Source organism: Streptomyces sp. NPDC096205, assembly GCF_044763135.1.
Taxonomy (GTDB): domain Bacteria; phylum Actinomycetota; class Actinomycetes; order Streptomycetales; family Streptomycetaceae; genus Streptomyces.
The window spans coordinates 679,856-705,226 of the sequence record NZ_JBIWFS010000002.1; the positions used below are offsets into that span (position 1 = coordinate 679,856).

A 25,371-nucleotide genomic window follows, 5' to 3' on the forward strand; every position below is an offset into this window, starting at 1 on the left:
AGGGCCCCGGCGGCCCCGCATCCCCCGGCCTCCCCTCGGCCGGTCCCGTACGGGCCGGTAAAGTGGCGACGTCGTCATCACACCCGTACAGGGGGAAGCCGGTGCAATTCCGGCGCTGACCCGCAACCGTGTGCCGGGCCGTACCACCGCCCGGTGAGCCGGATCGCCCTGTGCGGTACGTGACCGGCTCGCGTGCGTCGGCAAGCCGCCGCCGCACGGCACCGTCGAGGTCTACGGAGCCGAGCCGCCCGGGGTCGTCCCGTGCTGCCCGGTTCCCCCTAGGGGAGAGGCTCCCGCATGAACGTCCGCCGCAGCGCCGCGGCCCTGGCCGCCGCCGTCGCCGTACTCGGCGGCGCCGCGCCCGCCTTCGCCGCCGGCCCCTCGCCCTCGCCGTCGGTGCAGCTGCCCGACGCCCTGTACGGCACCGGCGACCCGACGTACGACGGTGTGTGGCGGCAGTCGCTGACGCTGCTCGCGCAGTCGGAGCAGGGCGTGGACCCGGCGGACGAGGCCGTCGACTGGCTGGCCGGGCAGCAGTGCGCGAACGGCGCCTTCGCCGCCTTCCGGCCGGACCCGGCCAAGGCCTGCGACGCCAAGACGATGGTCGACACCAACAGCACGGCCGTCGCCGTGCAGGCCCTCGCCGCGACCGGCGGCCACGAGGACGTGCCGCGCAAGGCGGTCGCCTGGCTGAAGTCGGTGCAGAACACGGACGGCGGCTGGGGCTACAACCCCGGCAGCCCCAGCGACGCCAACTCCACCTCGGTCGTCGTGGGCGCCCTCGCCGCGGCCGGTCAGCAGCCCGGCAAGACCCTCAAGGGCGGCAAGTCCCCCTACGACGCCCTGCTGAAGCTCGCCCTGCCCTGCACGGGCAAGGACGCGGGCGCCTTCGCCTACCAGCCCGACAAGAAGGGCGCGCTCGCCGCCAACGCCGACGCCACCGCCGCGGCCGTCATCGGCGCCTACGGCGAGCCCCTCGCCGGGCACAACGCCGCCGGCGACAACGTCGCCACCTACTGCGAGAAGCCCGACGACCCGGAGCAGGCGGCCCACAACGGCGCCGCCTACCTCGCCAACGTCATGGCCAAGGACAAGCACCTGACGTCCGTGATGCCCGGCGCCGAGAACCAGCCCGACTACGGCAACACCGCCGACGCCGTCGTCGCGCTCGCCGCGGGCGGCTTCGGCCGGCAGGCCACCGCCTCGGCCCGCTGGCTGGCGGCCAACGCCCTGAAGTGGGCCGAGCAGTCCGGCCCCGCCGCGTACGCCCAGCTCGTGTTCGCCGCCCAGGCCGGTGGGATCAACCCCCGCGACTTCGGCGGCAAGGACCTGATCGCCCTGCTGAACGCCACCGGCCCGGCCCCCGAGCAGGTGCCCGCCGCGGACGAGAGCCGCGCCCCGGACGCCGACGAGCAGGCGGCCGAGAAGGACGACGACGGCGGCGTCAGCGTCTGGTGGATCGTCGGCGTCGGCCTCGTCGGCGGCATCGGCGTCGGCTTCCTGATCAGCGCCCGCAAGAAGCCCCAGCGGACCGCCGAGCGGACGTCCGAGCAGACCTCCGAGCAGGATTCCCAGCAGAAGTCCCAGCCGTGATCCGCCGCCTGCTGCTCCCCTTCCTGGCCGCGCTCCTGTTCACGGGCGCGGCCACGGCCCACTCCGCCCACGCCGCCGGCTACCGCTACTGGTCCTTCTGGGACCGCGACGGCGCCCACTGGGTCTACGCCACCCAGGGCCCGGCCACCGCCCGCCCCTCCGACGGCGACGTCCAGGGCTTCCGGTTCGCGGTCAGCGAGGACTCCCAGGACGCCGACCAGCCGCGCGGCCCGGGGAACTTCCCGACGATCTGCGGGGACACCCCGGCGCAGAAGGGCAAGAAGCGCGTCGGCCTGCTTCTCGACTTCGGCACCCCCGCGGACGCCCCCTCCGGCGAGACCCCGCCGCCCATCCGCTGGGCCTGCGCCGTCGTCTCCCCGGACGCGACGACCGCCGAGGCCCTGGCCGCCGTCGCGAAACCCCTGCGCTACGACACCAACGCCCTGCTGTGCGCCATCGACGGCTACCCGGAACAGGGCTGCGGCGAGCAGGTGTCGGCGAACACCGAGCACAAGAAGACGAAGCAGCACACCGACGACGGCCCCTCCCTCGGCCTGATCGGCGGCGTCGCCGTGATCGTGCTGCTCGGCGCGGCCGCGCTCTGGCAGGCACGCCGCCGTGCGTGACGGCACCCCGCTGCACCCCGGTGCGTGGTGGCTGTGGGCCCTCGGACTGGGCACCGCGGCCACCCGCACCAGCAACCCCCTGCTGCTCGGCCTGCTCGTCGCCGTCTCGGGTTACGTCGTGGCGGTCCGCCGCCCCGACGCCCCCTGGGCCCGTTCCTACGGCGCCTTCGTCAAACTCGGCCTCGCGGTACTGACCGTGCGGCTGCTGTTCGCGTTCTTCCTCGGCTCCCCGATCCCCGGCACGCACGTCCTGCTGACGCTCCCCGAAGTCCCGCTCCCCGACTGGGCGCAGGGCATCCGGCTGGGCGGCCGGGTGACGGTCGAGGGCCTGGTGTTCGCCTTCTACGACGCCCTGCGGCTGGCCGCGCTGCTGATCTGCGTCGGCGCCGCGAACGCGCTGGCCAACCCCTCCCGGCTGCTGAAGTCCCTGCCGGGAGCGCTGTACGAGACGGGCGTGGCGGTGGTCGTCGCCCTCACCTTCGCCCCGCACCTGATCGCGGACGTGCAGCGGCTGCGTGCCGCCCGCCGGCTGCGCGGCCGTCCCGACCGGGGCGTGCGGGGGCTGCTGCATGTCGGACTGCCGGTCCTGGAGGGCGCGTTGGAGCGCTCGGTCGCGCTGGCCGCCGCGATGGACTCGCGCGGGTACGGCCGTACGGTCCGGGTCCCCGCAGCGGTACGCCGTACGACGGCCGCGCTGACCGTCGCGGGGCTGCTGGGCGTGTGCGCGGGGACGTACGGGCTGCTGACCGCGGCGGGCGGCACGTACGGGCTGCCGGTGCTGCTGGCCGGCCTCGCCGCGGCGGTGGCCGGGCTGTGGCTGGGCGGCCGCCGCACGCCGCGCACCCGCTACCGCCCGGACCGCTGGGACGTACGGGCCTGGGCGGTGGCGGCCTCGGGCGCGGGGGTCGCCGCGCTGCTGGCCCTGGCGGCGAGCCGCGACCCCGGGGCGCTGACACCCGGCGTGGTCCCGCTGGTGGCGCCGGAGTTGCCGCTGTGGCCGGCGGCGGCCTGTCTGCTGGGCCTGCTGCCGGCGTTCGTCACCCCGCCCCCGAAGTCCCCCGAGTCAGCCCAGGAGGAGCCGTCGTGATCCGTTTCGAGGACGTCTCCGTGACCTACGAGGGCGCGGCCGAACCCTCCGTCCGTGGCGTCGACTTCGAGGTGCCGGAGGGCGAACTCGTCCTGCTGGTCGGCCCGTCGGGCGTGGGCAAGTCCACGGTGCTCGGCGCGGTCGGCGGACTGGTGCCGCACTTCACCGGAGGCACCCTGCGCGGCCGGGTCACGGTCGCGGGCCGTGACACGCGCACGCACAAGCCGCGCGACCTCGCGGACGTGGTCGGCACGGTCGGCCAGGACCCGCTGTCGCACTTCGTGACGGACTCGGTGGAGGAGGAACTCGCCTACGGCATGGAGTCGTTGGGCCTCCCGCCGGAGGTGATGCGCCGCCGGGTGGAGGAGACGCTCGACCTGCTCGGCCTGGCCCCCCTGCGCGACCGCCCGCTCGCCACGCTCTCCGGCGGCCAGCAGCAGCGCGTCGCCATCGGCTCGGTGCTCACCGCCCACCCGAGCGTCCTCGTGCTGGACGAGCCGACCTCCGCCCTGGACCCGGCCGCCGCGGAGGAGGTCCTGGCCGTCCTGCAACGCCTCGTCCACGACCTCGGCACGACGATCCTCATGGCCGAGCACCGCCTGGAACGGGTGATCCACTACGCCGACCGCATCCTGCTGCTCCCCGCGCCGGGAGAACCCCCGCTGCTCGGCACCCCGGCGGAGGTGATGGCCGTCTCCCCGGTCTACCCTCCGGTGGTGGATCTGGGCCGTACGGCGGGCTGGTCGCCGTTGCCCCTGACGGTGCGGGACGCCCGCCGCAGGGCTACGGACCTGCGGGAGCGGCTGGCAGGGCAGGACCCGGAGGCCGTACGACAGGAGCCGGCGACGACTGAAGGCCGGCCGGGCACCCGGCCCACCCCCGCCGACCGGCCCGCACCCGCGAACGCCTCCACCACGCCCCGCCCAGGGGCGCGGGGAACTGCGCGAGCAACCAAGAACGGCGTGCAGTCGGCGCACACCCCGAACCCCCACGGCGACGGCCGGAGCCCCGAGACGCCCCTGACCACACCCGCCCCAGCCGCCGAGACGCCCCCGGCCACACCCGCCCCAACCGCCGAGGCCCGGACACGCCCGGCCCCCATCCGCCGCCTCTTCACCCGCCCCACCCCGGCCACCGCCGACACCCCCACCCACGTCGCCGAGGTCCGCTCCTTGGCGGTCCGCCGCGGCCGCGTCCCCGCCCTCCGCGAGGTCGACCTCACCGTCGCCCCCGGCGAGACGATCGCCCTGATGGGCCGCAACGGGGCCGGAAAGTCCACCCTGCTGTCGGCTCTGGTCGGCCTGGTCGAGCCCGCCAAGGGCACGGTCCGCACCGGCGGAGCCACCCCGCACCGGACGCCGCCGCGCGAGCTGGTCCGCCGCGTGGGCCTCGTACCGCAGGAACCGCGGGACCTGCTGTACGCCGACACGGTCGCGGGCGAGTGCGCGCAGGCGGACCGGGACGCGGGGGCGGAGCCGGGCACCTGCCGGGCGCTGGTCTCGGAGCTGCTGCCGGGTGTCGCGGACGACACGCACCCGAGGGACCTCTCCGAGGGTCAGCGGCTGTCCCTGGCCCTGGCGGTGGTCCTCACCGCACGGCCACCCCTGCTCCTGCTGGACGAGCCGACCCGCGGTCTGGACTACGCGGCGAAGGCCCGCCTGGTCACGCTGCTGCGCGGCCTCGCCGCCGAGGGCCACGCGATCGTGCTGGCCACGCACGACGTGGAGCTGGCGGCCGAGCTGGCCCACCGGGTGGTGCTGCTGGCCGACGGCGAGGTCATCGCCGACGGCCCGGCCGCCGACGTGGTGGTCTCCTCCCCCTCCTACGCCCCTCAGGTGGCGAAGATCCTCGCCCCGCAGAAGTGGCTCACGGTGACCCAGGTGAGGAAGGCCCTGGCATGACGACGCAGCTTGACCGAAGGGCCCGTGCCGTCCGCCTCGGCCCCCGCTCCACCGCCTCCCTCGCCCTGGTCAGCGCGGTCGGCATCGCGGCTCTCACCTGGCCCTTCTTCGCCCCGCCCACCTCCTCAGCGGTCGCCCACGCGAAGGACGCCCCCTGGCTGTTCGCGGGCATCCTCGCCCTTCTGGTCGCCGTGGTCGCGGCGACGATCGCGGAGGCGGGGCTCGGCCCGAAGGCGGTGGCGATGCTGGGCGTCCTCGCGGCGGCCGGTGCCGCGCTGCGGCCCATCGGGGCGGGCACGGCCGGGCTGGAGCCGATGTTCTTCCTGATGGTCCTCAGCGGCAGGGTGCTGGGCCCCGGCTTCGGCTTCGCCCTGGGCTGCGTCACCATGTTCGCCTCGGCCCTGCTGACCGGCGGGGTCGGCCCCTGGTTGCCGTACCAGATGCTGTCGATGGGCTGGTTCACCATGGGCGCGGCCCTGCTGCCGGACGGGGACCGGCTGCGCGGCCGGGCGGAGACGCTGCTCCTCGCGGCGTACGGCTTCGTGGCCGCCTTCGGCTACGGCCTGCTGATGGACATGGCGGGCTGGACCTTCCTCAGCCCCAAGACCACGACGATCGCGATGGACCCGGAGGCGGGCCCGGTCGCGAACGGCGTCCGCTTCCTCGCGTTCCACCTGGCCACCTCCCTCGGCTGGGACCTCGGCAGAGCGCTCTGCACCCTCGTGCTCACCCTCGCCGTGGGCCCCGCCCTCCTCAAGGCGCTCCGCCGGGGCACCCGCCGGGCCGCTTTCGAGGCGCCCGTCACATTCGACGGCCCCCGACCGTGAGCACTCACCCACGGGCCGTCACCCGGCCGGTGAAGCACCCCACATGACCCAGATCACGAACGACCCGGCATAGTAGACAAATCAGGACACCATGTACGCGTCATAACGGGGTCTGACCTGCGGATTGAGAGCCACGTCACACAAACGACCTTCCCGGCGGATCCGGCCACAACTAGTAAAAGGGGTGATTGCGGGCGGCCGCCGAGCCTGTTTCTCTGGATGACGTCGCACGGCGCCGACGTGCCCCACGGGCCTCGGCGCCGACGCATGTCCCGCACACGAAGGGACGTCACCGCGACAGCAATGTCCCCGAAGCAAAGGCATCGTCTTGACTCTCGCCCGCATCCGCCACGCCCTGTCCCCGAAGAAGGCCCTCACCACCGCCGCCGTGGCCGCCGCCACCGCCGGTATCGCGCTCTCCGCGGCCCCCGCGCACGCCGCGACCACCTCGGTCTCCTCCGCGTCGCAGGCCCAGGCGATCGCGAAGCGGATGATCCCGAACGCCGCCCAGTACAACGCCTTCTCCCACATCGTCGAGCACGAGAGCGGCTGGGACGTCGACGCGACGAACCCGTCCTCCGGCGCCTACGGCCTGGTCCAGGCTCTGCCCGGCTCCAAGATGGCCACCGCCGGCTCCGACTGGAAGACCAACGCCGCCACCCAGATCGAGTGGGGCCTGGACTACATGAACTCCCGCTACGGCAGCCCGGTCGGCGCCTGGAACTTCTGGCAGGCCAACGGCTGGTACTGAGCCGCCACGCTGTTCACACAGCGCTGACGCGCAGCTCCTTCACGCCGTTGATCCACGCCGAACGCAGCCGCCGGGGCGCACCGACCAGCCGTAGCCCCGGCATCGCATCGGCCACGGCGTTGAAGATCAGGTCGATCTCCAGCACGGCCAGCGACTTGCCCAGACAGAAGTGCGGTCCGCCCCCACCGAATCCGAGGTGGGGATTGGGATCACGGGTGATGTCGAAGTCGTCCGGCCGCCGGAAGACCTCGGGATCGCGGTTCGCCGAGGCGTAGAAGATCCCGACCCGCTCCCCCTTTCTGATGACCTTCCCGCCCAGCTCGGTGTCCTGGGTGGCCGTGCGCTGGAAGGCGACCACCGGAGTCGCCCAGCGCACAATCTCCTCGGCCGCCGTGTGCGGCCGTTCCCTTTTGAAGAGTTCCCACTGGTCGGGGTGGGAGAGGAACGCGTGCATCCCGTGCGTGATGGCGTTCCGGGTCGTCTCGTTCCCGGCGACCGCCAGCATCAGCACGAAGAACCCGAACTCGTCCGAGGCGAGATTGCCCTCGTCCTCGGCCGCCACCAGCGTGGTCACGATGTCCTTCGCCGGACATTGTTTCCGCGCTGCCGCCATATTCATGGCGTACGCGATGATCTCGGCGGCCGACTGCGCGCCGACCTCCTCCGTCACGGCGTACTCGGGATCGTCGTAGGCGATCATCCGGTTCGACCAGTCGAAGATCTTCGCCCGGTCGTCCTGCGGGACCCCGATCAGTTCGGCGATGGCCTGGAGGGGCAGCTCACAGGCGACCTCGGTGACGAAGTCGAAGTCCCCCTCCTGCGCGGACGCCGCCTCTACGATCATCCGCGCGCGCTCCCTCAGCCGCCCCTCCAGCGCCCTGATGGACCGGGGCGTGAAGCCGCGCTGCACGATCTGCCGGACCCGGGTGTGCTCGGGCGGGTCCATGTTGAGCAGGATCAGCCGCTGGGCGTCGATGCGGTCGCGCTCGATGTGCTCGTTGAAGCGGATGATCGCGGTGTTGAGGGTGGACGAGAAGATCTCCGGGTGCGTGGAGACGTGTTTGACGTCGGCGTGCCGGGTCACCGCCCAGTAACCCTCGTCCTGGAATCCGGCCACGTTCCCCGACTGCGGGATCCAGCGGACCGGTTCGGCCCGGCGCAGCTCGGCGAACTCGGGCAGGGGCACACGGTGGTGCAGTACGTCGGGGTCGGTGAAATCGAACCCGTCGGGAAGCGCTGGACAGGGCATCGGCAGCTCCCAGCCATCCGAACAGTTCTGACGACTCGTCAGAAACAGACGGGCGAGAAGGTAGTTCGAGCCGCTACAACCTGCAAGACCCTTGCGGTGACCGGCATCACATCAGCAGACTGCTGAGCGGAACTAGAACACGTACCAGTTCTGCCGTTCCGCCGTTCTGCTGTTCCGCCGTTCTGCCTGGAGAGCACGCCCCCACCCTCCCTCTCCGAGAGGACCCGCACCCATGGCCGCCGAACCCGTGATCGTGGAAGCCGTCCGCACCCCCATCGGCAAGCGCGGCGGCGCGCTCGCCAACCTCCACCCCGCCTACCTCCTCGGCGAGACCTACCGCGAACTCCTGGGCCGCACCGGCATCCCCGCCGACTGCGTCGAGCAGATCGTCGGCGGCACGGTGACCCACGCCGGCGAGCAGACCATGAACCCCGCGCGCACGGCCTGGCTGACGATGGGCCTGCCCTACGAGACGGCCGCGACGACGGTCGACGCCCAGTGCGGCTCGTCCCAGCAGGCCAGTCACATGACGGCGAACATGATCGCGGCGGGCGTGATAGACGTCGGCATCTCCTGCGGCGTGGAGTCCATGTCCCGCGTCCCGCTGGGCTCGGCCTCCAAGCACGGCCCCGGCAAGCCCTTCCCGGACGAGTGGAACGTCGACCTCCCGAACCAGTTCCAGGCGGCGGAACGCATAGCCCACCGGCGCGGTCTGACCCGGGCGGACGTCGACGCCCTGGGCCTGCTCTCCCAGCAACGCGCAGCCGCCGCCTGGGCGGAGGAGCGCTTCAAGCGGGAGACCTTCGCGGTCCAGGTCCCCACGACGGAGGAGGAACAGCTCGCCGGTCAGGGCATGTGGCGCCTGGTCGACAAGGACGAGGGCCTGCGCGACACGTCGATGGAGGCCCTGGCCCGCCTGAAGCCGGTCATGCCGACCGCGGTGCACACCGCCGGCAACTCCTCCCAGATCTCCGACGGAGCCGCCGCCATCATGTGGGCCTCGAAACGGATGGCCCGCGCGCTGAAGCTGAAGCCGAGGGCCCGGATCATCGCCCAGGCCCTCGTCGGCGCCGACCCGCACTTCCACCTGGACGGGCCCATCGACGCGACGAACGCGGTCCTGGGCAAGGCAGGCATGTCCCTGAAGGACATCGACGTGATCGAGATCAACGAGGCCTTCGCGTCCGTCGTCCTGAGCTGGGCGCAGGTCTTCGACCAGGACCTCGACAAGGTCAACGTGAACGGCGGTGGGATCGCACTGGGCCACCCCGTGGGCGCGACAGGCGCACGCCTCATCACGACGGCCCTGCACGAACTGGAGCGCACAGACAGGGAGTTCGCACTGATCACCATGTGCGCGGGCGGCGCACTGGCGACCGGCACGATCATTCAGCGGCTGTAGCCGCCGCCCACTTCGTGAACGCCGTGAACACCGCGGGCCGGAGGCTCAGGACCGGCCCCGCGGGGTTCTTGGAGTCACGGACGGAGACGGTGGCGGGGCAGTCGCAGACTTCGAGGCACTGCCCGCCCTGATCGCTGCTGTACGACGACTTGCGCCAGGCCAGGGCCCCGATCGGAGCGCATTCGACGCACTGGCCGCCCTGGTCGCCGCTGTAGCTGGACTTACGCCACTGAATCGCCTGGTTCTGCATAGCGTTCCTCCATCACTCGCCGGATCAGCTCCGCCGAATCCTTGAGGGAGAGTGCGGCGGCCCGGAGATGATCGTAACGGAGCGAACAGTCCTTGACGGTGTCCGGATTGGCGGTCGGATGGCCACTGCCGTACCCCTCGGTGTAAAGAATGGTGGGGTCAGAAGCGAAACGGTAGATGTCGAACGGGCCTGGCAATCCCGCGTGCGCTCCAGCCGAGAACGGCAGCACCTGGATGTTGATCCGAGGGTTGTCCTCGAAGGTCAGCAGGTGCGCCAGTTGCTCCCGCATGACCTCGGGGCCGCCCATCACCTGGTGCAGCACAGCCTCGCCAAGCACAGCCCAGAAGACAGGTGGCTCCTTCTTCTCAAAGACGCGTTGACGAGCCAACCGTGCCGCCGTGCGGTCTTCGAGATTGGTTTGATCCAGCGCTCCGAGCACCGTGCGGGCGTACGCCTCGGTCTGAAGGAGGCCCAGCACGATCTGCTCCTGGAAGGAACAGATCTCCGTGGCCCGCCGCTCCAGCTCCGCAACCTGCTGAAACCACACCGGCAGTTGAGATCGCAGCACCAGCTCGACGAGACGCGAGAGTAAGCCCCCGGTCCCCAGGGCCGCATCGACCCGCTCGCTGAACTCCAGCGTAGGCACTTTCCGGGCGGTCTCGATCTGCCCGATGAGCGACCCCGTGTAGCTGACGACGTCACCGAGCTGCCGCTGCGTAAGCCCGGCCGCCTCGCGATGTCTGCGCAGCTCGAAGCCGTAGTAATCGAGTGGCGAGGCACCCGGATCGAGGACGTTGATGTGAACCATGAGTGCAGCCCCTCTCACTCAACTCCGCTCACGGCGGGACCCGTTGTATCGGTTCAGTAGCCCAGCGTAGTCACGGCAGGCCAGCCTCGTCCTGTGAACGAATACATTCCCCCGACTCTCCTGGCGCCGTACTCCCCCCACTACCGCATGAGCCTGACGGTGGGCGAACACTCGGCGGCCCCCATCCGCCGTATCGCCCGCTCGCTGCTGGAGGAGTGGGAGATGCAGGCGCTCAGGGAGGCGACAGAGCTGGCCCTGACGGAGCTGCTGGCAAACGTGGTCCGCCACGTCCCGGACCGCCGCTGCACGCTGCTGATCCTGCGTCAGCAGAACGGCGTACGCGTGGAGGTGACGGACGGCAGCCCGCACCACCCCGCGCCCCTCTCCGGCCTCCCCCTGGACTCGGAGAACGGCCGGGGCCTGCACCTCGTGGACGCGGTGACGGACAAGTGGGGCGTGTGTCCGGCCCCGGGGGACGGCAAGACGGTGTGGTTCGAGTGCGGGGCGGAAGAGGTCAGTACTCCGCGTCCCTGATGACCTCACGGGCCACGCGCGCGCTGGACTCGGCCAGTTCGGCGGCGATACGGAGTTCCCGGTCGGCGTCGGCAACCACGGAGTCGCCGACGCGGCGGCGGCGTTCGTGTTCGTACGCGGGGATCTCCGCGACCCGGGCGGCGAGTTCGTCCCAGAGCCCCTCGCCGGACTTGGAAGCCGCACGTCCGGCCGGGGCACCGATCCGCCGGGCGTTGATCTCGCGGCGCAGGTTGACCTCGACCGAGTCGGCGACGAGGAGGCGGTCCATGAGGCCGACGGCGGCCTCCGTGGAGCCGGCGCGGGCGGCAACGGAGTCGGCGAGGTACTCGCCGCGCTGGGTGGCGCGTACGGCGAGGAGGTCGAAGACGGCGAGAAGGGCGCCCACCAGGAGGCGGAAGGGGATCACCGCCAGGTTGATGAGCATGTGGAGCCAGTTGTCGGAGCCTCTGAGCGCCGGGGCGAAGAAGTGGTGCCAGAGGGCGAGGGAGCGGTGGGCCGAGCCGACCACCAGGCCGTGCCGGGTGTCCCCGTTGACGAAGTGGCCGAGTTCATGACCGAGCAGGGCGACACGTTCCTGCGGGGAGAGGACGGACCACAGCGGCACACCGAGAACCAGCATCCGCCCACGCAGCCCAAGACCACACACGGCGGCGTTGATCTCACCGTCGACCACGACGGCATCGACGCCCCAGGGCCCGACGGCGGCGGCGACCTCGTCGACGAGGGCGAAAGCGGTCTGACTTTGACGGGACGCCAGGGCCATGAAGATCCGTCTTCCGCAGAAGGGGAGTTCGACGTGTAGTTTCTTTCCGCGTCATCGCTGCTCTCGTACACGAAAACAGACGAACTCACCTCGCATCGCGACGCAGATCTCCACGTCCTTATCTCCCACCGGGCGGTACCTTTCCTTTCCTTCCCCTCACTTCCCGTGAACTTTCTTTCCGAGTCCAGCTCTCCACACCCCTCAAGGCTGGGCAGAAGCGCCCTGCTGAGCGTCAGCGATCCGGGGTCGACACCTTGAGCCTGCCCGCCGTTGCCGCCACAAGCTGCCGTCATGGCGAGCAGCGGAAAGAGCAGGCAGAGCCAGTTACGGAAGCACTGCATCACGGAACCACCTTCATGCCCCATCCCGTATCCTCCACGGATCTCCACGCGGGAATGGCGGAAACAACAGCCTGATGCAGGTCTCGGACAGTCATGTCACCACCGCGCTGTTCCCAGAGATTCATTCCGACGGTGACAGATATGTTGTCGCCACCACCGGAGTCCGACACACGCCGAATTGGCCTCTCACACCTTCACGCTGGGACAGTCACACTAAAGAGGGCAGCAGTACCCTCTACCCGCTCATGCACCGCACAGCGGCAAAAATAGACTGATTCCTGGAATATGCGGCGAATCGCCCACATGTCATTGTCGCCGCCACGAACACCCTTTGAGATGACCAAACCGACGAAGACGTTCCAGGCCATCGACTGCTGATGCCACTTCATCGATGTCCAGGCACGCTGGAGGGCAGCCCCTGTCGGCCCCTTCGCACCGCGAGCCAAGAGTGGGGCCCTTGACCAGCAGATATGTCTGTGCTGTGCTGCACCACCAGGGCGCCACATGGACGGTCACGCCGACCTGAGTTTCGTCTTCACCCCGGAAAATCCCTGACAAGATCCACTGAAGAGCGGGGGATGGCTGACCCCACTCACATCGCGGTAACAGTTCTATACCTCTGCATGACCATCACTTGACTACTCCGTATACTGAGTCGCCCCCCGCCCCAGCATCCGGCCAGAGAGTCTTCACGCCCTCATGAACAATGCACTCCCTCCCCTGTCGCCTAACTATGCGACGGAAAGAGCACGTGTCACCAAGGAGCATGTGGATGTTTACGGGAAATGGCCCGTTCAATTCCAGTTCCGCCCGGCTCACGGTGACCACCGACACCTGCTCGTGGTGTTCTCTTCCGTAGACAGCAGGTACGGGTTCGGCGCCGCACTCGACGGCGTTCTGTGCAATGTCCTGCGAATCCGGGACCACTTCGACGACGGAGCCTCATACTATGTGGCCCGCAATATGGACTTCAGCGTCTCCGATTCAATCCAGGAGCTCATCGAAGATCATATGCGGCGCCTGGGTGTGACCAAGGACGAGGTGACCCTCCTGGGCACCTCCAAGGGTGGCGCCGCCGCGCTCTACCACGGCCTGAAGTACGACTACAAGAACATCGTGTCCTCAACGCCGCAGTACTTCCTGGGAAGTTACTCCAAGGGGCACGGCCAGCTCGGCGACGCCGTCCTCGGCGAGGGGCAGTCGGACGAGAACGTCGCCATCATGGACTCCGTGATGAAGAACCTCCTGGACAAGGAGGTGGACTTCGAGCGGAACATCTATCTCATATCGTCCCCCAACGACTATCAGTACGAGCAGGAAGTGAAGCACTACCTGCCCGCGCTCCGGGCGTATGAGAACTTCAACTTCGTGTTCCTGGACTCGCCCACCATCCAGGAGCACTACCAGGTGACCCGGCAGGCGCTGCCGTCGGTCTGGAGCATCGTCCACGCTCTGACAGAGGGCTTCGTTCCCCGCATCGGAGAAGTCCGGATCGGCGCCGGTACGCAGGACCCGGACAAGGCATCCGCGTACCTCGCCGAGCTGCGCCGACGTGACACCGTCGCGGCCACACTCACCGGGGCCGTGCGCATCGACGGGAAGCTCCACGTGAAGGGCCATGCCTTCCTGCCGGGCGTGTCTCCCGAGGGGCCGACCACGGAGACCAAACAGCTCGTCCTGCAGGAGAGGGGGAAGAACTGGGTCTACCCGCTGGACACAAGGCCGGGGAAGAAGCTCTACCGGGAGTATTTCGACGAGTACTTCTGCGAATACGCCGAAGGTGAATTCGCGACGGAAGACGGCCTCGACTTCTCCTCTCTGCCGCGCGGCACCTTCGACGTGTCCGTCTGCGTGACCAGCGAGGCCGAGGGCATCGAGCGCAGGACCCGGCTGACCTCGGCCAAGGTGATCGACCGGCGCCTGCCCTTCGGCGACTCGGAGGTCGTCTTCCGAGGCGGCAAGGGCGGCCTCAAGGTGATCAAGAGGGACATAGTCGGAGCCGACCCGGCGAGCGCGGTGTTCTCGCTGGTGAAGTCCGAGCATCAGGACCGGAAGATTCACACGGAAGGAATCTTCTTCCTGCCGGGCCGCAACGCCGAGGGGGAAGTGCACGCCACCTATTACCTCGTGCTCCAGGGGAAGTCCGCGACGCACTCGTTCCTGTTGACGGCGAAGAAGAACGCCACGCAGGTGAGGCCGTTCGTGCCGGAAGGCGATTTCGGCAACTACGATGCCGGGTACTTCACCACCGGAGTCGAGGGAGTCGACGTTTCAGACCTCCCCGCCGGAAGGTACAACCTGTTGGTCTCCATGAGCGCGGGCGGCGCCCTGCTCACCAAGAAGGCCGGCAAGATCACCCTGAAGAAGACCGCATAAAGGGTCGTGCAGGAGTACGTGATCAGGCAGCCGAAGCGGGCGGTTGCCTTGCCGGATCATGCGGCAGGAGCGAGGGAGTGCGTGCGGGCGACGGCTTTTACCATCGTGGAGGCCGTCGCCGCGCTGCCGACGGTCGCGTGAGATCCCGCGGTTCTTCGCGCGACCGGTCCGTACTCGACGCGTGCACCGACCTTGCCGTGCGCAGCGTTGTCCTCGTTTAGGGGCCTCAGCTCTTCACCGGCACCCGCTCCTCCTCCCCGCTCGCCTCCTCCGCCGCGGCAACAGCCACCCGCGCCCGCGGCCCCTGGAAGACGTACGCCAGCCCGAAGCCCGCGCCGACCACGGCGGCGCCGCCGGCCGCGTCCAGGAGCCAGTGGTTGCCGGTCGCGACGATGGCGGAGACGGTGAAGAGGGGGTGCAGCAGGCCCAGGGTCTTCATCCAGGGCCTGCGGGCGACGATCGCGATGGCCAGGCCGCACCACAGGGACCAGCCGAAGTGGAGGGACGGCATCGCCGCGTACTGGTTCGTCAGGGCGGTCAGGGTGCCGTAGTCGGGCTGGGTGAAGTCCTGGACGCCGTGCACCGTGTCGACGATGCCCAGCCCAGGCATAAGGCGGGGCGGGGCGAGGGGGTAGAGCCAGAAGCCGACCAGGGCGAGCAAGGTGGTCAGGCCGAGGCTGGAGCGGGCCCAGCGGTAGTCGACCGGGCGGCGCCAGTAGAGGACGCCGAGGACGGTCAGCGGGACCACGAAGTGGAACGACGTGTAGTAGAAGTCGAAGAACTCCCGCAGCCAGTCGATCTTCACCACGGCGTGGTTGACCGCGTGCTCGATGTCGATGTGCAGGAAGCGTTCCAGGGACAGGATCTGCTCGCCGTGCTCCTCCGCCCGCGCGCGGCCCGCCGAGTTGCTGCCGCCGGTCGCCGCGAGGCGGACCTGCTGGTAGGCGGCGTACGTGACGCGGATCAGCAGCAGTTCCAGCAACAAATTCGGGCGCGTCAGCACTCTGCGCAGGAAGGGCAGGAGGGGGATGTGCCGCCAGCGGGCCTCGACCTGCGGGGCGTACTGGGTCGGGATCGGCTCCTGGTAGTACGGCGAGGTCCGGGACAGGAAGGGGAGCGCCGTCGCGGCCAGCAGGGCGGCCAGCAGGATGCCGTTGTCCCGCAGGGGGTACAGCGCGGCCATGTTCGGCAGCATCATCTTCGCCGGGAGGGTCATCACCAGCCCGACCGCGACCGGCCACACGAACCGGTCCGAGGCGCGCCTGCCCACCCGGCCGACCACCGCGAGCAGCACCCACAGCAGCTGGTGCTGCCAGGCCATGGGCGCGACCACGATCGCCGTACAGCCCGTGACGGCGACGGCGAGCAGGAGCTGGCCGTCGCGGGCGTAGCGCACCGCCCGGCGCAGGCCGAGGACGACGACGGCGGCGCCCAGCGTCAGGAACAGCGCGATCTCCAGCGGTCCCGACAGGCCGAGCCGCAGCAGTGCGCCGTGCAGGGACTGGTTGGCGAGCGCGTCGGCCGCGCCGCCGAGGCCGGTGCCGGCCAGGTGGTGGACCCAGTAGGTGTACGAGTCGTGCGGCATCGCCGCCCAGGCGAGCGCGGTCACGGCGGCGAAGGTGCCCGCCGTGGTCGCGGCGGCCTTGCGTCTCTCGGTGAACCACAGCAGCGGCGCGAACAGCAGCAGCGTCGGCTGCAGGGCCGCCGCCAGGCCGATCAGGACCCCGCCGGCCCGCTGACCGCGTACGGCGAAGCAACCCAGCAGGACCAGCAGCACCGGGATGATGCTGGTCTGGCCGAGCCAGAGGGTGTTGCGCACCGGCAGGGACAGCATGAGCAGGCAGATCGCGACGGGCGCCGCGAACAGCGAGGTGCGCCGCCCGGCCGGCTGGGGCAGGGCCCGCGCGGCGACCAGGCCGAGCGCGACCACCAGCAGCAGCGTGCCGAAGGTCCAGCCCCAGCCGAGGGCCTGTTCAGCCGAACGAGTGAGGGGCTTGAGGACCAGACCGCCGAACGGCGTGCCCGTGAAGCGCGAGGAGTCGTACAGCGAGCCCTCCACATGCAGCACGCCGTCCGGGCCCACCCAGGTCTCCAGGTCGGTCAGCCGCTCGCCGCGCGGCGAGCCGAGGACCACGGCCATCTGCCGTACGGCGAGGACCACGGCGACCAGCCACACGGCGAGCCGGGCCGCGCGCAGCCGGGTCCGGGCCGCGCCGACGGCCGTCGCTCCGAGGGCTTCCACCGGTCGTCCGCTGTGCTCCGCATTCGCCACGCCTCGTCGGCCTCCCGCCCCGTCCGTCTCGTGTACGTGAGGTGCTTCTGCGAACCCTATGGGGGTTCGCCCCCATAGGAGACAGACGCGGACGACCCCCGGTCCACCTGACGTCCGAACTCGTTTTGTCCGGATCACGACGATCGGGAAGGACTTGGGCCGCCGCCTGCCGCAGGGAGGTGGAACACAGCAGGTGGGGCCGGGAACCGAAGCTTCCGCAAAGTCGTCGCAAGCTCGTAGTCGGCTCTTGGGAGGGCTCGGGGGAATGGCCGGTTTCTTGCGGTTCGAACAGGCACGCGCACGTCGACACCTGCGGGTGCTGACGGTCCTGCTGGCGCTGCTCGGCGTCCAGCTCGGCACCCAGCTGGTGGCGCCCGCGTACGCCTGCGGCTGCGGCGCGATGCTGCCGGACGCGCGGCAGCGGGTGCAGGTGGACCGCGAGGAGTCCGTGGTCCGCTGGGACGGGGGCCGCGAGCAGATCGTGATGCGGCTGACGGTGGGCGGCGACGCCCGGCGGGCCGCCTGGATCATGCCGGTGCCGCACCGCGCGACCGTGCGCCTCGGCGACCCCGGCGTCTTCGACGAGCTGGCGTCGGCGACCGCGCCCGTGCACCGCGACCGGCACTACTTCTGGCCCCGTGACGGTGACTGGCCCTTCGACTCCACCGACGGCGACACGGCCGGGGCGCCGCCCCGCGCGGACGCCGCCGCGCCCGGCGTCGGCGTGGTCGGCCGCCAGCGCCTCGGCCCCTTCGACGTGGCCCGGCTGACGGCGACGGACCCGGACGCCCTGGAGGGCTGGCTGCGCGACAACGGCTTCACGTTCCCCGAGCGCCTGCGGGTGGCGCTGCGGCCGTACGTGGAGCTGGGCTGGGAGTACGTGGCGATCCGGCTGGCCCCGGATGCGACTCAGACACCTTCCGGCTCCCCCTCCCCCTCGCCCTCACCGTCGTACGGCCTTCCCTCCGGCGGTGTGCTGGCCGGTGCGCTCGACCCGCTGCACCTGAGCTTCGCCGCCGAGGAGCCGGTGTACCCGATGCGGCTGTCGCGGCTGGCGGCGACGCCGCAGTCGCTGGGCCTGTACGTGCTGGCCGACCACCGCATGGAGCCGCGCTCGCGGATCGGCGGCGAGCGGCCGGAGGTGACCTTCGCCGGGCGGCTCACGACGGCCGGCTCGGGGCCGCTGGCGCGACTCGCGCAGGGGACGCCGTATCTGACGGCGATCACGCAGGAGTTCCCCGAGCCGTCCCGAATCTCCGGCGACCACGAGCTGACCCGCGCGGCCACGGACACGCCGTACCAGCAGGTGATCCACGACGGCCGGCTGCTCATGGTCGGGGGCGTCCCGGCGTGGCTGCTGACCGTCGGTGGAGGACTGGTTCTGGCCACGGGGGCGGCAGTTGTCGTGTTCCGCACCCGCGGCAGGCGCAGGACGGCTACATTCGTTAGGGCAACTAGTTAGCGCTTCTAACGAAGATATGAAAGGCACGGTACATGAGCCAGTCAGAGCCCTGGGACGAAGTCGACGCCTACTTCGCGGACCTCCTCGCGCAGGACGACGACGCCCTCCAGGCCGCCCTGCGCGACAGCGAGGCCGCCGGTCTCCCGCCCATCGCCGTCTCCGCACCGCAGGGCAAACTGCTCCAGCTCCTCGCCCAGGTCCAGGGCGCCCGCACCGTCCTGGAGATCGGCACCCTCGGCGGCTACAGCACCATCTGGCTGGCCCGCGCCCTCCCGGAGGACGGCCGGCTGATCTCCCTGGAGTACGACGCCCGGCACGCCGAGGTCGCCACCCGCAACCTCGCCCGCGCGGGCCTCGACAAGATCGCCGAGGTGCGCGTCGGAGCGGCCCTGGAGTCCCTGCCCCGCCTCGCCGACGAGAACCCGCCGCCCTTCGACCTGGTCTTCATCGACGCCGACAAGGTCAACAACCCGCACTATGTGGAGTGGGCCCTGAAGCTCACCCGCGCGGGCAGCCTGATCGTCCTCGACAACGTCGTCCGCGGCGGCCGCGTCCTGGACGCCGGCAGCACCGCACCCGACGTCCAGGGCACCCGCGCCGCCCTCGAACTCATCGCCACGCACCCGCGGTTGAGCGGCACGGCCGTCCAGACGGTGGGCACGAAGGGCTGGGACGGCTTCGCGCTGGCGCGGGTGCTGTGAGACCGGGACCCGGTCAGACCTCGTGGTAGAAGCCGACGTTGACGCTGCGGGGCGCGGTGCGGTCCTGGACGACGATCTCGCCGTTGCCGCCGCGCGGCAGCCGTACCGTGCCGCCGTACGCGATGGTCTGCGCGTACTCGCCGACCGCGAGGCGCACCTCGGAGGACGGCTCGGCCTGCGAGCCCCGCAGCCACGTCACCTGCCACACCCCGTCGGGTCCGCAGGCGAACTCCAGGTGCGCCCGGGACACGAACAGCCAGTCGTCCGGCGTCACCAGCCGGCACACGGACTTGTCGCGGCCCACCCGCAGCACGGCGCCGGGCTCGCTGGGCGCGTCCGCCATGAGCATTCCGGCCGTGGCGCCCGCGTCCGCCCCGGAAACGGTGGCCATGGTCAGTTCCAGCACGTGCGCTCCCCTTGGAAGGTCCTCGAACGGCGGCGGCCCGGTCGTTTCGCCGCCGCCGCATACTAAAACGCCCGAGGGGGTCCCGTCCGGCACAATGGGCTCATGACCGAGCGAAAGCCACCGGGCGTCAGCTTCGAGTCCTGGACCGACAAGCAGATCCGCGACGCGGAGGCCCGCGGCGACTTCGCCCGGCTCCCCGGCGCGGGCAAGCCCCTTCCCGCCGACGTCGAGCAGCCCTACGACGAACTGTGGTGGATCAAGCGGAAGATGGCCCGCGAGGGCCTGGCGGTCCTCCCCCCGACCCTCGCCCTGCGCAAGGAAGCCGAGGACGCTCTCGCGGCAGCGCTGCGCGCCCCCTCGGAGGGCGCCGCCCGCCGCATCGTCGAGGCGATCAACCCGAAGATCCGCGACATGATGTTCCGCCCGCCGCCCGGCCCTCCCCTGGGCCTGAAGCCGTACGACGTCGACGAGGTCGTACGGCACTGGCACGCGGCCCGGGCAAAGGAAGAGCACCCGGACGGTTAGGTCCGGGTGCTCTCGGTTCGCGGGGCGGTTCGGCTCTCGGTCGGGTTCGCGGTTCGGGTCTCGGTCGGGCTCGGGGTTCGGCTCTCAGGCGATGTCCCCGCGGTCCGTCCGCTGGGGGTACTCGGCCGACCGCGGTGTGGGCGCCACCGTCGGCGACTCCTCCTGCGGCTTGGCCATCGCGTCCCGCCGGGCGTCGGTGGCGGGGGGCCGGGCCTCGGGCCGCATGGAGCCTGCCTCGGACCCGGACCGCATGGAGCCTGCCGATCCGGTGGCGTTGTGGGCGCCGTCGCCGCCGCCCTCGTGCAGGAGCAGCTCCGCCAGTTCGCGGTAGTCCCGCAGGGCGAGGCGGAGTTGTTCGGTGTCGTCGGCCGTGCTGCCGGGCGCGTCCGCGTTCTGCCAGGACATCCGCAGGGTGCGCCGGCGCCGGGTGACGGCGTCGGTGAAGCGCGCGGCGATCTCCTCCAGCGTGCGGTCGGCCTCCTCCACGGCGTGCCGGGGTTCGTCCACGAACTCGGCCACGGCGTGCTGGAGCCGCTGCTCGAGCCGGTCGCACTCCTCGCGTGCCAGCAGGGCGGTGTGGCCGCCGGCCGGTCCTGTCACCTGGGTCATATGCCTCGACTCCCCTTCTTGTCCGCGCCCCCGGCTCCCGCCCCCACCAGGTCCTCGAACAGCTCGCGCGCCTCGACCATGGCCTCGCGCATCTCCTCGGTGGCGGTCCGCTCCTCGGCCACGCCGTTCCCGTCGGGCTCGTGGGCGAGGCGGTGGACGTGCCGGTAGCCCTGCACATGCACGGCGTGGTGCACGGAGAGGGCGGACAGCTGGTCGTCGTAGTGCGAGCTGTCCGGGAAGCCTCGCGCCTCCGCGGCCTCGGCGAGCAGATGGTCCGCCTCGGACACGGCCGCGCGCGGCGCCTCGACGAACAGCTCCTGCGCGGCCGCCCAGCGGGCCTCGAAACGCTCGCGCCGGACCGGGTCCAGCGGCTCCGGGTGCAGGTCGCCGTGGCGCTCGACGCGCCGGCTCAGCTCGCGCTCTGCGGCCTTGGTGTCCCCGTCGTGCCGTGCCACGGCACGGTCGTACTCGGGTCCGAAGCGCCGCCGCAGGTCCCGCCCGCCGCGCGGGCGGCGGGCCCGCAACGCCAAGAAGGCGGCGACGGCGATGACCAGGACCGCCCCGATCACGATCAAAGCAATGATCAGTCCTGTGGACATGGATGCCTTCCGGGTTCTCGATCCCCGTCGGCCCTCTCGTGGGCCGTTTTCGAGGGCCGGGTTGCCCGGGAGGCCCGCCTGAAACGGCCATGGCCCGGCCTGACCGGCGTCTTTCGGCCAGATCCGGCGTGCTTAATCGTTTGCGCCGTCCGCCGGAGGCCTCCGGAGAATGGCCCGCATGACCACGTGGACCATCGCCCCCGAACCCGTCGACTCGCCGGCCGCCGCCGAGTTGTGGCGCCTCTACTACACCGAGGTCAGCGACCGCTGGTACCTGCTGCACGAGGGCCGTCGCACCGACCCCGACGAGCTGGAACGGGAGATCGCGGCCGGGGCGGTGGACGGGCTCGTGCCGCCCGCGGGGCGACTGCTGCTGGCGCGCTACGGCGGTGAGCCGGCCGGCATGGCGGGCGTCCGGCTGAAGGACGCTTCGGCGGAACTGAAGCGGGTCTTCATCAAGGACGGCATGCGCGGCAAGGGCGGGGCGCCCCTGCTGGTGGCCGCCGCCGAGGCCGCGGCCCGGGAGCTGGGCGCCCAGCGGATGATCCTCGACACCCGCAGCGACCTCGTGGAGGCGCGCACGGTGTACGCCCGGCTCGGCTACCGGGAGACGGAGCGGCACAACGACGATCCTTACGCGGAGCACTGGTTCACCAAGGAGCTGGCTGTGAACTGAGGTTTCAGGCAAGGTGGCCGACAGCCACCCGGGGCGGCCCGCGAAACCAGCCCCCGGCTGTGAACGCCGCTTTCACTTCAACCGCGCCACGGCACCGTCCTCGTGCGGCTCCTCCCGTTCCGAGCCGCACAGTTCGCCGTTCAGCTCCTTGACCAACTGGACGAGGTCGGTGGGACGGTCGGGGCCCCACCAGTCGCCGAGCATCTCCGCCAGGGACTCCTCGCGGGCGTCGGCCAGCCGCTCGGCGACCTCGCGGCCCGGGTCGGTCAGCACCAGCTCGATGCCCTCGCGCCGGGCCAGCCCGCGCTCCTCCACCTGCCGTCCGGCCTCGATGATCACGCCCAGCGGGACCGGGGTGCGGTCGGCCAGCACGGCCGGCTCGACAGCCCCGTACCGCTTGATCCGCAGCAGCAGCCAGCTCGCCGCGGGCAGCAGGTCGTAGCCGGCGCGGGCGGTGATCCTCCGGTAGACCTCGCGCCGCCCCTCGCGCGTGCCCAGCGTCGACAGCGCCCGGCAGACCTCGTCGTACGACGACCGCTCGACCGGGTTGCTGGCCAGCGTCTCCGTCACGTCCGGCGCGGTGACCGACGCCCGCAGCCGGTCCTCCCGCAGGAACCACGCCAGCACGAAGCCGAGGAGCGCGACCGGAGCGGCGTACAGGAACACGTCGGTGATGGCGGAGGAGTACGCGTGCAGCGCGGCCGGGCGCAGCGGCGGCGGCAGCGAGCCGATGCCGCGCGGGTCGGAGGCGAGCGAGTCGGCCGAGACGCCGGGCGGGAGCTGCGCGCCGCGGAAGGCGTCGGAGAGCTTGTCGCCGAGGCGGCCCGCGAAGACCGTACCGAAGACGGCGACGCCGAAGGAGGCGCCGATGGAGCGGAAGAAGGTGGCGCCGGAGGTCGCCACGCCGAGGTCCTCGTAACCGACGGCGTTCTGCACGATCAGCACCAGGACCTGCATGACGAGGCCGAGTCCGAGGCCGAAGACGAAGAAGTAGACGCTCATCTCGGCGGTGGCGCTGTGCTCGTCGAGCTGGTGCAGCAGGAGCAGCCCGAGGGTGGTGACGGCGGTGCCGACCACGGGGAAGACCTTCCAGCGGCCGGTGCGGCTGACGATCTGGCCGGAGACGGTGGACGACAGCAGCAGCCCCAGCACCATCGGCAGCATGTGGACGCCGGACATCGTCGGGCTGATGCCGTGCACGACCTGGAGGAAGGTCGGCAGATAGGTCATCGCGCCGAACATGGCGAAGCCGACGATGAAGCTGATCACGGCGGACAGGGTGAAGGTGCGGATGCGGAACAGCTTCAGCGGCAGCACCGGTTCCGCGGCCCGCCGCTCCACCGCGACGAACGCCACCGCCAGCAGCACGCCGAGCACCGCGAGCCCGATGATCTGCGCCGAGTCCCAGGCCCAGGTGGTGCCGCCGAGAGAGGCGACGAGGACCAGGCAGGTGGCGACGGAGGCGATGAGGAACGTGCCGAGGTAGTCGATGGTGTGCCGGGTCGACTTGGGCGGCAGCCGCAGCACGGTCGCGATGACGACGAGCGCGACGGCGCCGACGGGCAGGTTGACGTAGAAGACCCAGCGCCAGCTCAGATGCTCGGTGAACAGTCCGCCGAGCAGCGGTCCGAGGACGCTGGTGGCGCCGAAGACCGCGCCGAACAGGCCCTGGTAGCGGCCCCGGTCGCGGGGCGGGACCAGGTCGCCGACGATCGCCATCGACAGCACCATCAGGCCGCCGCCGCCCAGGCCCTGCACGGCCCGGAACGCGATCAGCTGCGGCATGTCCTGCGCGAGTCCGCACAGCGCGGAGCCGACCAGGAAGATCGCGATGGCGGTCTGGAAGAGCCGTTTGCGGCCGTACTGGTCACCGAGCTTGCCCCACAGCGGGGTCGCGGCGGTGGCGGCCAGCATGTACGCCGTGACCACCCAGGACAGATGCTCAAGGCCACCGAGGTCGCTGACGATGGTCGGCAGCGCGGTGGACACGATGGTCTGGTCGAGCGCGGCCAGCAGCATCCCGAGCAGCAGGGCGCCGATGGAGACGAGGACATTGCCGGGGACGTGCTCCTCACCGGCCTGCCCCCGCGGCACCCGCAGCGTCTGTCCGGTGTTCCCCTGCGCGTCGTGGGCCATGAAGACCTCCCGAGGCTTACTTCGACAACTCCATCGTGGTGGGTGTGTCCGGTTATGGCCTGTCGAGTCCTGTCGGAGGCCGGAATTCCGGGGGCTTCGGGCGGATGCGGTGGTCCGTGTCTGCATAATCACGTGTGTTCGCTAGGGGGAGGACCGAACACATGACCGACACACAGGGGCATCCGTGCCCGGAGTGCGGGGCGTTGCGGGGGCCGGACAACACACCGTCCTGCGGGTGCGCCCTGCGCGCGGCCGAGGCACTGCTGGAGGCCCGCACGGCGGAGGCGGCCGCGGCGGAGGACTTCGACCCCCTGCGCATCCGCCCGTACGTCGACCTGGACGGGACCGAGGCCGGAGCGGGGCCGGCGCTCACGGGGCCGTACGGCGACACGGACGCGGCCGGGGCCGGGGCGGACCCGGCGCAGGCACGGCCATACGGCGACCATGACGCGACCCGGGCCGGGACGGGCCCGGCACAACCGCGGCCGTACGGCGAGCCGGACGCGGCCGAAGGCGGGACGGGGCCCGCGCAGACGGGGCCGTACGGCGACCGTGGCGCGACCCGGGCCGGGACGGGCCCGGCGCAACCGCGGCCGTACGGCGACACGGACCGGGCCGGAGCCGAGGTGGGGCCCGCGCACCCGCTGTCGCACACCGACGCCGAGGCGGACCCCGCGCAGCCGGACAACGAGCCCACCCAGGCCCTCCCCGCGGTGCAGGCCGAGGCGGCCACCGCGGCTCTGCCCACCCCGCTGGCGCCCCCCGCGGTGCCGCCCAGTGAGCATGACCTGCGGCTGTTCGAGACGGTCGCCGTGGAGCCGGGCCCGGCGGGAGGGGGCCGGGGCGTGTCGCGCCGGGGCCGCAGGGGCCGTACGGTGCTGCTCGCGGCGGGCGGGGCCGTCGTGGCGGTGGTGGCCGCGGCGGGGCTGGCGAGCGGGGTGTTCTCCTACGACACGCCGTCGCGGGACACCGCGCTGCCGAGCGACGTCCGCGAGGCCGCACCCGAGGTGCGCACGAGCGAGGCGGCCGACCCGGCGCCGGCCACGTCCCGCACGGCGGCGAGCCCCACGACCGCGTCCCCGTCGCCCTCGGCGTCCGAGTCCGCGTCGGAGAGCCCGAGCGAGAGCGCGTCGCCCTCGCCGTCCGAGTCCAGTGCGTCGCCGACTCCCACGCCGTCGGCCACTGCGTCGCCGACCCCGACGGCCACGACGGCCTCCGCGGAGCCGGTCGAGAGCGAGGACGGCGGCGCGGTGCTGCGCCGCGGTGACTCCGGCAGGGAGGTCGCCGAACTCCAGGACCGGCTGCGGCAGCTGTACCTCTACAACGGCGAGATCAACGGCAACTTCACGCCGCCCGTCGAGGACGCCCTGCGCAACTACCAGTGGGCCCGCGGCCTCCAGGACGAGTCCGAGCTGGGTGTGTACGACCAGCCGACCCGGGCGATGCTGGAGTCGGAGACCAGCGAGCCGTAGGACCC

The 25,371-nt window shown here is 71.3% G+C and carries 23 protein-coding genes and 1 riboswitch; of the genes, 14 read left to right on the forward strand and 9 right to left on the reverse strand.

Annotated elements, in window-relative coordinates; all coding sequences use genetic code 11:
* Positions 1-89: 89 nt before the first annotated feature.
* Positions 90-169, forward strand: a riboswitch (cobalamin riboswitch).
* Positions 170-297: 128 nt separating this feature from the next.
* The 6 genes from ACIQ6Y_RS09530 (at position 298) to ACIQ6Y_RS09555 (ending at position 6,785) form a co-directional block, all read left to right on the forward strand.
* Positions 298-1,593 carry a prenyltransferase/squalene oxidase repeat-containing protein gene (locus tag ACIQ6Y_RS09530; protein ID WP_404034890.1) on the forward strand — a complete coding sequence of 432 codons (1,296 nt, stop codon included), beginning with the start codon at positions 298-300 and terminating at the stop codon, positions 1,591-1,593.
* Positions 1,590-2,219: an SCO2322 family protein gene (locus ACIQ6Y_RS09535; RefSeq protein ID WP_404034892.1), complete on the forward strand. Its 630-nt coding sequence runs from the start codon at positions 1,590-1,592 to the stop codon at positions 2,217-2,219. Before ACIQ6Y_RS09530 ends, ACIQ6Y_RS09535 begins: the two co-directional genes overlap by 4 nt.
* Positions 2,212-3,306, forward strand: a complete 1,095-nt coding sequence (locus ACIQ6Y_RS09540; protein WP_404034894.1) for an energy-coupling factor transporter transmembrane component T — start codon at positions 2,212-2,214, stop codon at positions 3,304-3,306. Before ACIQ6Y_RS09535 ends, ACIQ6Y_RS09540 begins: the two co-directional genes overlap by 8 nt.
* Complete coding sequence (locus tag ACIQ6Y_RS09545) at positions 3,303-5,207, forward strand: ABC transporter ATP-binding protein (RefSeq protein ID WP_404034896.1); 1,905 nt, start codon at positions 3,303-3,305, stop codon at positions 5,205-5,207. The genes ACIQ6Y_RS09540 and ACIQ6Y_RS09545 overlap by 4 nt, the downstream gene beginning before the upstream one ends.
* Positions 5,204-6,034 (forward strand): ECF transporter S component, encoded by an 831-nt coding sequence (locus tag ACIQ6Y_RS09550; RefSeq protein WP_404034898.1) that lies wholly within the window; start codon positions 5,204-5,206, stop codon positions 6,032-6,034. Before ACIQ6Y_RS09545 ends, ACIQ6Y_RS09550 begins: the two co-directional genes overlap by 4 nt.
* Positions 6,035-6,362: 328 nt before the next feature.
* Complete coding sequence (locus ACIQ6Y_RS09555) at positions 6,363-6,785, forward strand: transglycosylase SLT domain-containing protein (protein WP_404034900.1); 423 nt, start codon at positions 6,363-6,365, stop codon at positions 6,783-6,785.
* Between the two features lie 13 nt (positions 6,786-6,798).
* Here the strand turns inward: ACIQ6Y_RS09555 and ACIQ6Y_RS09560 are convergent, their stop codons facing one another.
* Positions 6,799-8,034, reverse strand: a complete 1,236-nt coding sequence (locus ACIQ6Y_RS09560; protein ID WP_404034902.1) for a cytochrome P450 — start codon at positions 8,032-8,034, stop codon at positions 6,799-6,801.
* A 232-nt stretch (positions 8,035-8,266) separates the two neighbouring features.
* On the opposite strand from ACIQ6Y_RS09560, the gene ACIQ6Y_RS09565 reads away from it, so the two are divergent.
* A complete protein-coding gene (locus ACIQ6Y_RS09565) occupies positions 8,267-9,436 on the forward strand; it encodes a steroid 3-ketoacyl-CoA thiolase (RefSeq protein WP_404034904.1) in 1,170 nt (389 codons plus the stop codon).
* Here ACIQ6Y_RS09565 and ACIQ6Y_RS09570 read toward each other — a convergent pair.
* Both ACIQ6Y_RS09570 and ACIQ6Y_RS09575 read right to left on the reverse strand, forming a co-directional pair.
* Complete coding sequence (locus tag ACIQ6Y_RS09570) at positions 9,420-9,686, reverse strand: DUF397 domain-containing protein (RefSeq protein ID WP_404034906.1); 267 nt, start codon at positions 9,684-9,686, stop codon at positions 9,420-9,422. The genes ACIQ6Y_RS09565 and ACIQ6Y_RS09570 overlap by 17 nt on opposite strands.
* Positions 9,658-10,494, reverse strand: a complete 837-nt coding sequence (locus ACIQ6Y_RS09575; RefSeq protein ID WP_404034908.1) for a helix-turn-helix domain-containing protein — start codon at positions 10,492-10,494, stop codon at positions 9,658-9,660. Before ACIQ6Y_RS09575 ends, ACIQ6Y_RS09570 begins: the two co-directional genes overlap by 29 nt.
* 93 nt (positions 10,495-10,587) lie before the next feature.
* On the opposite strand from ACIQ6Y_RS09575, the gene ACIQ6Y_RS09580 reads away from it, so the two are divergent.
* On the forward strand, positions 10,588-11,028 hold the full coding sequence (locus ACIQ6Y_RS09580; protein WP_404034910.1) for an ATP-binding protein: 441 nt from the start codon (positions 10,588-10,590) through the stop codon (positions 11,026-11,028).
* Here ACIQ6Y_RS09580 and ACIQ6Y_RS09585 read toward each other — a convergent pair.
* The gene (locus tag ACIQ6Y_RS09585; RefSeq protein WP_404034912.1) at positions 11,009-11,791 is read right to left on the reverse strand and encodes a M48 family metallopeptidase; all 783 of its coding nucleotides are present in this window, start codon (positions 11,789-11,791) and stop codon (positions 11,009-11,011) included. The genes ACIQ6Y_RS09580 and ACIQ6Y_RS09585 overlap by 20 nt on opposite strands.
* Before the next feature lie 1,109 nt (positions 11,792-12,900).
* Here ACIQ6Y_RS09585 and ACIQ6Y_RS09590 point away from each other — a divergent pair.
* Positions 12,901-14,508 (forward strand): hypothetical protein, encoded by a 1,608-nt coding sequence (locus ACIQ6Y_RS09590; protein WP_404034914.1) that lies wholly within the window; start codon positions 12,901-12,903, stop codon positions 14,506-14,508.
* 226 nt (positions 14,509-14,734) lie between these two features.
* Here ACIQ6Y_RS09590 and ACIQ6Y_RS09595 read toward each other — a convergent pair whose 3' ends face one another.
* Positions 14,735-16,780 carry a bifunctional glycosyltransferase 87/phosphatase PAP2 family protein gene (locus ACIQ6Y_RS09595; protein WP_404034916.1) on the reverse strand — a complete coding sequence of 682 codons (2,046 nt, stop codon included), beginning with the start codon at positions 16,778-16,780 and terminating at the stop codon, positions 14,735-14,737.
* Between the two features lie 265 nt (positions 16,781-17,045).
* On the opposite strand from ACIQ6Y_RS09595, the gene ACIQ6Y_RS09600 reads away from it, so the two are divergent.
* Both ACIQ6Y_RS09600 and ACIQ6Y_RS09605 read left to right on the forward strand, forming a co-directional pair.
* Entirely contained in the window at positions 17,046-18,242 is a 1,197-nt protein-coding gene (locus ACIQ6Y_RS09600) for a DUF2330 domain-containing protein (RefSeq protein ID WP_404034918.1), read from the forward strand.
* Positions 18,243-18,274: 32 nt separating this feature from the next.
* Positions 18,275-18,943, forward strand: coding sequence for an O-methyltransferase (locus tag ACIQ6Y_RS09605; protein ID WP_404034920.1), 669 nt, complete (start codon positions 18,275-18,277; stop codon positions 18,941-18,943).
* A 13-nt stretch (positions 18,944-18,956) separates the two neighbouring features.
* On the opposite strand, the gene ACIQ6Y_RS09610 is transcribed toward ACIQ6Y_RS09605, so the two are convergent.
* On the reverse strand, positions 18,957-19,349 hold the full coding sequence (locus tag ACIQ6Y_RS09610) for a hypothetical protein (protein ID WP_404034922.1): 393 nt from the start codon (positions 19,347-19,349) through the stop codon (positions 18,957-18,959).
* A gap of 102 nt (positions 19,350-19,451) precedes the next feature.
* On the opposite strand from ACIQ6Y_RS09610, the gene ACIQ6Y_RS09615 reads away from it, so the two are divergent.
* Complete coding sequence (locus ACIQ6Y_RS09615; RefSeq protein WP_404034924.1) at positions 19,452-19,874, forward strand: DUF1992 domain-containing protein; 423 nt, start codon at positions 19,452-19,454, stop codon at positions 19,872-19,874.
* Positions 19,875-19,958: 84 nt separating this feature from the next.
* Here ACIQ6Y_RS09615 and ACIQ6Y_RS09620 read toward each other — a convergent pair whose 3' ends face one another.
* Together ACIQ6Y_RS09620 and ACIQ6Y_RS09625 are read right to left on the reverse strand one after the other, a co-directional pair.
* A complete protein-coding gene (locus ACIQ6Y_RS09620; RefSeq protein ID WP_404034926.1) occupies positions 19,959-20,483 on the reverse strand; it encodes a hypothetical protein in 525 nt (174 codons plus the stop codon).
* The gene (locus tag ACIQ6Y_RS09625; protein ID WP_404034928.1) at positions 20,480-21,082 is read right to left on the reverse strand and encodes a hypothetical protein; all 603 of its coding nucleotides are present in this window, start codon (positions 21,080-21,082) and stop codon (positions 20,480-20,482) included. The genes ACIQ6Y_RS09620 and ACIQ6Y_RS09625 overlap by 4 nt, the downstream gene beginning before the upstream one ends.
* Positions 21,083-21,260: 178 nt before the next feature.
* Here ACIQ6Y_RS09625 and ACIQ6Y_RS09630 point away from each other — a divergent pair, with 178 nt between their 5' ends.
* Positions 21,261-21,758, forward strand: coding sequence for a GNAT family N-acetyltransferase (locus tag ACIQ6Y_RS09630; RefSeq protein ID WP_404034930.1), 498 nt, complete (start codon positions 21,261-21,263; stop codon positions 21,756-21,758).
* 72 nt (positions 21,759-21,830) lie between these two features.
* Here ACIQ6Y_RS09630 and ACIQ6Y_RS09635 read toward each other — a convergent pair whose 3' ends face one another.
* Positions 21,831-23,894, reverse strand: a complete 2,064-nt coding sequence (locus ACIQ6Y_RS09635) for a DHA2 family efflux MFS transporter permease subunit (protein WP_404034932.1) — start codon at positions 23,892-23,894, stop codon at positions 21,831-21,833.
* Positions 23,895-24,055: 161 nt separating this feature from the next.
* Between ACIQ6Y_RS09635 and ACIQ6Y_RS09640 the strand changes: the two genes are divergently transcribed.
* Positions 24,056-25,366, forward strand: a complete 1,311-nt coding sequence (locus tag ACIQ6Y_RS09640) for a peptidoglycan-binding domain-containing protein (protein WP_404034934.1) — start codon at positions 24,056-24,058, stop codon at positions 25,364-25,366.
* Positions 25,367-25,371 lie beyond the last annotated feature (5 nt).